We start from the raw sequence: 8,601 nt of genomic DNA, 5'->3' as shown, positions 1-8,601 counted from the left end.
CCCTCCGGCCCCGACCGGAGCACCGCCGCCCCCGAGGCGCGGCTTCGGCGCCGCGCTGTGGCGCTGGACGAAGCGGCTGTTGGTGCTGGGCGTCGTGGGGCTCGTGCTGCTCATCGCCGCGGGCGTGGCCACGTACGCCTACTACAGCCGCGACCTGCCCTCCGTGGAGTCCCTGCGCGTCTACCTGCCGCCGCAGGTGACGAAGGTGACGTGCGCGGACGGCACGCTCTGCGCGGAGTTCGCGCTGGAGCGCCGCACGCTCATCCGCATCGAGGACCTGCCCGTCCACGTGCGCAACGCCTTCCTCGCAGCCGAGGACGCGGACTTCTACAAGCACGAGGGCCTGGACCCGTTCGGCATCCTGCGCGCGGGCGTGAAGAACCTCATCCCCGGCAGCCGCAAGTCCGGCGCGTCCACACTCACGCAGCAGGTCGTGAAGAACATGCTGCTCACGCCCGAGCGCAGCCTGGGCCGGAAGATCCGCGAGTGGATCCTCACCCCGCGCCTGGAGCAGGCCCTCACCAAGGATCAGATCCTCAGCCTCTACATCAACGGCGTGTACTTCGGGCAGCGGCGCTACGGCCTGGAGGAGGCCGCGCTCTTCTACTTCGGCAAGCACGCGAAGGACCTGTCCGTGGGCGAGGCCGCCGTGCTCGCGGGCACCGTGCAGCAGCCCCACCGCATCAACCCGGTGACGAACATCACCCGCGCCAAGCAGCGCCAGCGCTACGTGCTGGAGCAGATGGCCGGACAGGGCTTCGTGGCGCGCGCGGTGGTGGACGCGGAGAAGGAGAAGCCCATCGTGCTCGCGCCGCGCAAGGCGCCCTCCGCGGGGGCGTACTACGCGGAGGAGATCCGCCGCACGCTCGTGGAGCGCTACGGTGAGAAGAAGGTGATGGAGGGCGGCCTGCGCGTGGACATCGCGCTCGTGCCCCGGCTCCAGTCCGTCGCGGAGAAGGCCGTGCGCGAGGGCCTGGAGGCGGTGGACCGGCGTCAGGGCTACCGGGGCGCTCCGGGCAAGCTGGAGGCGGACGCGTGGGCCCGCTACCGCGCGCTCATCGCCCAGCGCATCGAGGAGGCCGGGCGCCGGCAGAAGGACCAGGGCTATGTCGCGGACCTGGCGCCGCTCGTCCAGGCCCCCTCGGCCCCGGCCACGCCGCAGGTCAAGCCGACCGTGCCGGAGGTCGACGGCGCGGAGGAGCAGGCCCCACCGGAGCTGGCCGCCGAGGTCGAGGAAGAAGAAGCGCCCCAGTCCCCGGAGCGCGAGCGCGCCGGACGCGTGCTCCTCAAGCCGATGGAGGAGGGCCTGCGCCTCACCGGCTACGTGACGGAGGTGGACCCCAAGCGCGACGTGGCCCGCGTGGACCTGGTGGGCCGCACCGCGGAGGTGTCCTTCGCGTCCGTCGGGTGGGCGCGGCAGAAGGGCAAGAAGGCGCCCAAGGGCATCGCGGACGTGTTCACGCCCGGGGAGCTGGTGTTCGTGCGCGTGCTCAAGGCACCGCCCGCGCCGGCCTTCGTCGAGGCCACGTTGGATCAGGTGCCGCTGGTGCAGGGCGGCCTTGTCGTCATCAACCCGGCCAACCGCAACGTGGTGGCGATGGTGGGTGGCTACGACGCGGAGCGCTCGTCGTTCAACCGCGCCACGCAGGCGAAGCGCCAGCCGGGGTCGTCCTTCAAGCCCTTCATCTACGCCGCCGCGCTGGCTTCTGGCCGCTTCACGCCGCTGTCCACGGTGAACGACGCGCCGGAGACCATCCGCGATCCGTACACGGGCAAGGCGTGGAAGCCGAAGAACTTCGACGGCCAGTTCGAAGGCCCCATGACGATGCGCACGGCGCTCACCAAGTCGAAGAACACGGTGTCCGTGCGGCTCATCGAGGCCATCACCCCCGCGACCGCCATCGACTTCGCGCGGCGGGCGGGCATCCGCTCCGCGCTGCCGGAGAACCTCACGCTGGCGCTGGGCACTGGCGAGGTGACGATGCTGGAGGCCGTCAACGCGTACGCCACGCTGCAGGCCAACGGCCGCTACGCGGAGCCGCTGCAACTGCTGCGCGTGCGCGACGCGAACGGCACCGTGCTGGAGGAGCACCAGCCGGCCTTCGAGGAGACGCTGCCCCCGGCGGTGGCGTACCTGGCGACGTCGCTCATGCGCAGCGTGGTGGAGGAGGGCACGGCGCGGGCGGTGCGTGAATTGAACCGGCCGGCCGCGGGCAAGACGGGCACCACCAACGAGTCCAAGGACACGTGGTTCTCCGGCTACACGATGGACTGGGTGGCCAGCGCGTGGGTGGGCTTCGATGACAACTCGCCCCTGGGCAGCAGCGAGACGGGTGGCCGGGCCGCGCTGCCCATCTGGCTCAACTTCATGCGCGTGGCGGAAGAAGGGCTGCCCGCGCGCGACTTCGAGGTGCCCCCGGGCGTCACGCAGGTGCGCATCGACCCGGCGACGGGGCTGCTCGCGGGCAACTCGGTTCCGGGCCGGCTGGAGCCCTTCCTGGAAGGCACCCAGCCCACCGCCGAGGCCCCGCCGCCCGGGCAGGTGACGCCGGACAACTTCTTCATCGAGGAAGGTGGCAAGAAGGGCCTGTGAGTCGCTCGCTCCTGTCCCTGTTCCTGGCGTTCGCCTTCGCCCTGCCCTCCGGGGCCTTCGCGGCGGAAGGCGATCCCCCCGCCACGGCCCGCCTCGCCGTGGCCGTGGCGGAGGCGATCCGCGCCGCGCCCGCCGAGGCGCCCGTCGCGGTGTCCCTGTCCGGAAGCTCCGCCGAGCTGCGCCGCGCCTTCGGGACGCTGCTGGCCTCGCGGCTCGCGGCCCAGCAGTTGGGGCCCGTGGTGCTGGAGGTCCCCCCCGAGCGCGCGGAGGCCACCGCCCGCGAACAGGGGGCCCGCTCGCTGGTGCGGCTCACGCTGGACGTGGAGGGCGGCGAGCTGGTGGCACGGGGCGACGTGCTGGGCACGTGGGTGAACTTCTGGTCCGGCCGCACGCCCACGCGTCCGCCGAAGCCCGCCGCCGCCGTGGCCGAGGGCGTGGAGGCGGATGCCGCGGTGCTGGCCCTGGCCTCGGTGGGGGCGCCCGCCAACGGGACGCCGGGCCCCGGGCCGCAGCAGAAGCGGCCGGTGCGCCTGCTGGGCGCGGTGTTCGCCCGGGTGGAGACGCCGCTGGCCGCGCTGACCTCGGGCGACCTGGACGGAGATGGTCGCGACGAGGTGGCCGCGCTCACCGCGCGCGAGGTGTTCGTGTTCGCGGCGGATGGACGGCTGCTGGCGCGGCGGGAGCTGGAAGGCGCGCCCGCGACGGCGACGACGCGGGAGCCCTTCGGGGCGCTGGCGGTGCTCGCGGGGCCTCCTCGACTGGCCGCGTGGAGCACGCGCTACGCGAAGGGTGAGCTGCTGGTGCTGGACAAGGCGAAGGGGACGCTGCGCTCGGCGGGGACGCTGGACGCGGCGCCGCTGGGGGGGATGGAGCGCGGGACGTTCGTGCCCGGGCAGACGGTGTTCGCTCCGGAGGTCCGGCTGGCGGATGGGCGGGGCCTCACGGTGCCCGCGCCGTTCGGCGCCGCGAGCTTCGCGTCCCCACGCATGTTGCTCGTCCACGCGGACGGCACGGCGTCGCTCTACGCGAGGCCCGCGTCCGCGCCATCAAAGCTGTCGGGCCTGGGGGTGGGCAGCGCGCTGGGAGACCTGGATGGGGATGGTGTCCCGGAGCTGATCACCACGTCGCCGCTGCTCCAGCCCACACCGGATGCGGTGCGCGTGTTGTCGCTGACGCCCGATGCACCGATGGCGCATGAGCCGCTGTGGCAGGGGGGTCTTCCACCGGGCCGTGCGCTGTTCGTGGTGACGGCGGACCTGGATGGGGACAAGCGCCGGGAGGTCGTCGTGGGGTCGTGGAAGCCGGATGGCACGAGCGAGCTGTTCCTCCTGCGCCAGGGTGCACCGTGATGATCCGCTCCGCCCTCGCCGGTCTGGTCCTCCTCACCTCCGCCCCGACGCTCGCGGCCAGCCGGCCACGTTACGGAGGGGAGCTGCGCGCGGCCCATGCCGGTCCGCCCGAGATTGGAGAGCCCGCCCTCGCCGACACGCCGATGGAGGCCGCGCTCCTGGGACTGCTGACGCGGCCCGTGTGTCGCGTGGACGCCGACGGACGCATCCACCCGACGCTGGCGCGCGAGCTGTCGCGCCCGGTGCCCCAGGCCCTGCGTGTCGCGCTGCCCTCCCCTGTCAGTGCCACCGCCGTGGCCCGGGCCTGGACGCGGCTGTCGTCGCCCGACGCGCTGTCTCCGTACCGCGCGCTGCTGTACCCGCTGCGGGGCGAGGGTCGGCAGGTGACGTCCTCGGGGGCCACGCTGGAGCTGGCGCTGGCCTTTCCGTGGCCCGACCTGGAGCGTTCGCTCTGCCATCCAGCGCTCGCGCCCCCGCCGTCTCCGGCGTCGGGCCCCTTCAGCGCGGCGGGCAGGGGCGTGTTGGAGGCGCAGCCCGCGTGGCCGGAGGGCCGGCCGTACCTGGACCGTCTGGCGCTCACCGCCACGGATGAACGCGGCCTGACGCGGCTGTGGTCCGCGCGACAGGTGCAGGTGGAGCTGGGCACGCCCCCGGACAACGACACCCTCACGGGCGCGGCGCTGTACGCGACGTACCTGGCGTATTCGCCCCGGAAGGTGCCCACGGATTTCCGACAGGCCTTCGAGAGCGCCATCGATCGCGATGACCTCACGCGGCTGTTCGTGAAGGGGCCGGCGGTGCCGATGCCGAACCTGTTGCCCCCCGCGCTGTTGCCTCAAGGGTCCAAGGCAAGGCCCGCGGCGCCGCCCACGGGCACGACGCGCAAGGTGACGCTCGCCTACGACGCCGCGCTGGCGGATCAGCGAGCCGTAGCCGAGCGCATCCAGGTGAAGCTGCACGAGCAGGGCTACACCGTCGCGCTGGAGCCGCAGTCACGCGCCGCACTGCGCGGACGGCAGGCCCGGGGCGACTTCGAATTGATGCTGAGCGCCCTGCTACTGCCGCCCATCCCCGGGCCCGCGCTGGCGGTGGTGCTGGAAGCAGGCGGACGGCGCGATCTGCTCGGCGTGGAGCTTCCGCCCATCGGGGCGCTCGCGGATGCGGGAGCCCGGGATGCGAGAGGTCGCGAGCGGGCGTTGGCCCTGGCGCCCTCGGTGCCACTCATCCCGCTGTATGCGCAGGGGCTGGGACTCCGCGCGGCACCGGAGGTGTCAGGCCTGATGCTGGATGCGCAGGGCCTGCCCGTGCTGGAGGGCGCGTGGCTGTCGCCCGTCGAGGCGTCGGGTGGTGGGGGCCGCCAGTGAGCCGCGCCGGGGTGAAGGGGCGCGCCGCAAGAGTTCGCCAGAATGTTCGCGGACGAAGCCTGACCGTGAGCCACGCCAACGGGCAGGAAGCCATCGCATGCGCCTGAGAACCCGGCTCGCGCTCGCGTTCGCCCTGCTCGCGCTGGTGCCGCTGGCGGTGGTGGTGCCCCTGACGCTGACGCGCCTGCGCGACACGCTGTCGCGCGAACTGGATGCGCGCATGACGGCCGCCACCGCCTCCGCGCAGGAGTCCCTGGAACGCTCCGCTTCCAACGCGCGCCGCGCCGTGGAGGAGCTGGTGGAGAGTCCCGCCATGGAGGACCTGGTGCGCGAGGCGCGCGACCGCCCCCTGCGCGCCATCCAGGCCGGCACCGCCGAAGGGCTCATGAAGAGCCGGGGTCTCACGGTGCTCACGCTGTTCGACCGCAACGGCACGGTGCTGTCCTCCGGACACCTGCCCGCCCGGCGCGGCGACCCGGACGCCGTGCTCTTCGCGGTGACGAAGGAGAAGTCCCCCCGCCCCGTGCCGGTGCGCGTGGACGTGCGAGGCAACGCGGGCCTGCGACAGGTGCCCGCGCTCGTCACCGCGCGACCCGTGGACTACGGCGACGTGCGGCTCTGGGCCGTGGGCGGCGTGGTGCTGGACGACGGACTCGCGCAGCACCTGGCGCGCCTCACCCAGACGGACGTGACGCTGCTGTCCGGCGAGGCGACGGTGGCGCACGCGGGCAGCGCGGCCCCTCCCACCGTGGCGCGTGTGCTGCCCCTGGGCGACGCGGCCTCCGTGCGCCTGACCTTCAGCCGCGCCGCCGCGCGTGAGGCGGAAGAAGGCGTCATGCGCGCATTCCTCCTGCTCGCGGGCCTGGGCCTCGCCTTCGCGGCGCTGCTGGGCCTGTGGGTGTCCCGGTGGATGACGCGGCCGGTGGAGGCCCTCACCTCCGGTGCCCGCCGCGTGGCCGAAGGCGCGCTGGACGTCCAGGTGGCGGCCCGGGCCTCCGGCGAGGTGGGCGAACTGGTCCGGACGTTCAACCACATGACGTCCGAGCTGAAGGCCACCACCGAGCGGCTGATGGCCACCGAGCGCATCGCCGCGTGGCAGGAAGTCGCGCGGCGGCTGGCGCACGAAATCAAGAACCCCCTCACCCCCATCCGCATGTCGCTGGAGACGCTGCTGGCCGCGCACGAAGCGCGCCACCCCAGCTTCCCCAACCTCTTCAAGGAGAGCGCGGGCGTCATCCTGGAGGAGGTGGAGCGACTGCGGCGCATCGTGGACGAGTTCAGCCGCTTCGCGCGCCTGCCCAAGCCCCAGCTCGCTCCGGTGGACCTGGGAGAGCTGGCCCAGGGCGTGCTCTCGCTCTACGCCGCGCCCCCCGAGGGCATCCAACTTCAGCCCGCGCTCCAGACGGGCGTGGTGGCCCGCGCGGACCGGGATCAGCTCACCCAGGTGCTCGTCAACCTGGTGAAGAACGCCGAGGAGGCGATGACGGGCAAGGGAGGCGCGCTGCGCGTGCGCGTGAAGGGCACCGACGCGGACGCCGTCATCGAAGTGGAGGACGACGGTCCCGGCATCCCCGCCGAACACCGCGCCCGCATCTTCGAGCCCTACTTCACCACCAAGGACGGCGGCACCGGCCTGGGGCTGGCCATCGCCGCGCGCATCCTCCAGGAGCACGGAGGCCGGCTGGAGGTGGGCGGAGAGCCGGGCCAGGGCGCCCGCTTCAGCGTCGTGCTCCCCCGCGCGAGCTGAGGCTCGGAGCGCTCCTCGGGAACCCGCCGCACCGCCCGCGAACGAGAAGGCCCGGCACCTCGCGAGGAGGTCCCGGGCCTTCGGGCACGACACGCGTCCGTCGGACGTCAGTCCTTGACGGGCGTGGCCTTGAGGGCGGCCTTGCCTTCCTTCACGTAGACCTGGAAGCGCACCGTCTTGCACGCGTACTTCGTGACGAGCTGCTCCTTGTTCTTGCGCAGCTTCTGCACGAACTTGTCGTACGTCAGGCCGTCCGCCACCTCACCGCAGCGCTCGCGCGTGGTGACGAACTCGCGGAAGACGTCCTGGAAGTGCTGCTCCTCCGACAGGGCCGCCGCGGCCGCCGTGTTGCTCGCGCCCGGCAGCGGAATCGCCTGGGGGCCGCTGTTGCGCGGGGGCGGCATCGGGATGGCTTCGGACGTGGGCCGGGTGCTCGCCTGGAGCAGCTCGCGGGGAATCGCCGCCACGCGCGTCGTCTCCGGATTGGCGTCATCCGGCGACTGCGCCGCCGCCAGCGCGAACGGGTTGGCCGCCTGCTGGAGCGAATACGCCGCCGTGGGCTGATCCTCGAAGGCGAACGCTCCGCCGTGACGCGGGGCCGCCTGCGCGATGGGCTCGTTCGACGGTGCCGCATGCTCGAAGGGCATCGGCGTGCCGTGCGCGTACGCCGGAGGCGGCGTGAACGGCTCCGCCGCGGGCGGCGGGTAGGCCGCGGGCGGCGACGGGAACGGGAACGACTCCACCCCCGCGAACGGATCCGCCAGCGGCGCGGACGTCGCCACCGGAGGCGGCGCGCCGTACGGATTCGACAGCGGAATCGGCGCGGCGGCCGGAGGCGGCATCGCGAACGGATCCCCCAGCCCACCGGAAGCCTGGGCAGGCGGCGCTCCGAACGGATCCGCCGACGACGGGAACGGGAACGCGTCCGCGCTCCCGAACGGATCCGCCGCCGGGCTCACCGGCGGAGGGGCCGCCGAGGCGAACGGATTCGACACCGGCTCCGACGACATCGCCGAAGCGAACGGATTCGACACCGGCTCCGCGGACGCCGCCGACCCGAACGGATCCGGAAGCGGCGCGGGCACGGCGGCAGCAGGCGCCACGGCGACCGGCGCCGCGGACTGCGCGGCCATCGCCGCGGACCAGCCCAGCGTGTCCCCGTTGCCCGTGGCGACGGCATCGTCGGAAGACGCGCTGCGTCCCCCGCCCATCAGCGCCGTCCACACAAGGCTCAGGAGCAGCAGCCCCGCCAGCGCCAGCAGCGCGGTGTGCTGATACGCGGCCAGCGGGGCCAGCGCCGCCGCCGTGCCCGCGAGGGCCACCACTTCGTACGGCGTGCCTTCCAGCGCCCGGCGGGCCCCCACGAACAACGGGGCCTGTCCGCCCATCGCATCGCCATGGGTGAACGCCGGCAGTTGCACCGGGCCCAGCGCCTGGAGCGACCCGGTCTCCAGGACCGTGTCCTTCGCCCCCGCGGAGAGCCGGGGCGCGGAGGAGAAGGCGCTGGACGCGGAGCTGGGGCAGGCCATCCAGCAGGCGACCGACCGG

Annotated in this window: 5 protein-coding genes; 4 read left to right on the top strand and 1 reads right to left on the bottom strand. The window is 73.5% G+C overall.

The features are described from left to right. From D7Y13_RS33525 to D7Y13_RS33510, 4 genes are all read left to right on the top strand, one after another. On the top strand, positions 1–2,593 hold a 2,593-nt coding region (locus D7Y13_RS33525; protein ID WP_244222407.1), incomplete at its 5' end, for a penicillin-binding protein 1A. Then, positions 2,590–3,942 (top strand): VCBS repeat-containing protein, encoded by a 1,353-nt coding sequence (locus D7Y13_RS33520; RefSeq protein WP_120585778.1) that lies wholly within the window; start codon positions 2,590–2,592, stop codon positions 3,940–3,942. The genes D7Y13_RS33525 and D7Y13_RS33520, both read left to right, overlap by 4 nt. Continuing rightward, the gene (locus tag D7Y13_RS33515) at positions 3,939–5,306 is read left to right on the top strand and encodes an ABC transporter substrate-binding protein (protein ID WP_120585777.1); all 1,368 of its coding nucleotides are present in this window, start codon (positions 3,939–3,941) and stop codon (positions 5,304–5,306) included. Before D7Y13_RS33520 ends, D7Y13_RS33515 begins: the two co-directional genes overlap by 4 nt. A 97-nt stretch (positions 5,307–5,403) precedes the next feature. Next, positions 5,404–7,053, top strand: a complete 1,650-nt coding sequence (locus tag D7Y13_RS33510; protein ID WP_120585776.1) for an ATP-binding protein — start codon at positions 5,404–5,406, stop codon at positions 7,051–7,053. 107 nt (positions 7,054–7,160) lie between these two features. Here D7Y13_RS33510 and D7Y13_RS33505 read toward each other — a convergent pair. Continuing rightward, positions 7,161–8,601, bottom strand: a 1,441-nt coding sequence (locus D7Y13_RS33505) for an MXAN_5187 family protein (RefSeq protein WP_279637152.1), incomplete at its 5' end; no start/stop codon positions are given.

Source organism: Corallococcus praedator (assembly GCF_003612125.1).
Lineage (GTDB): Bacteria > Myxococcota > Myxococcia > Myxococcales > Myxococcaceae > Corallococcus > Corallococcus praedator.
The sequence above is the reverse complement of the archived record's forward strand: the minus strand, read 5'-3'. Positions and strand labels throughout refer to the sequence as shown.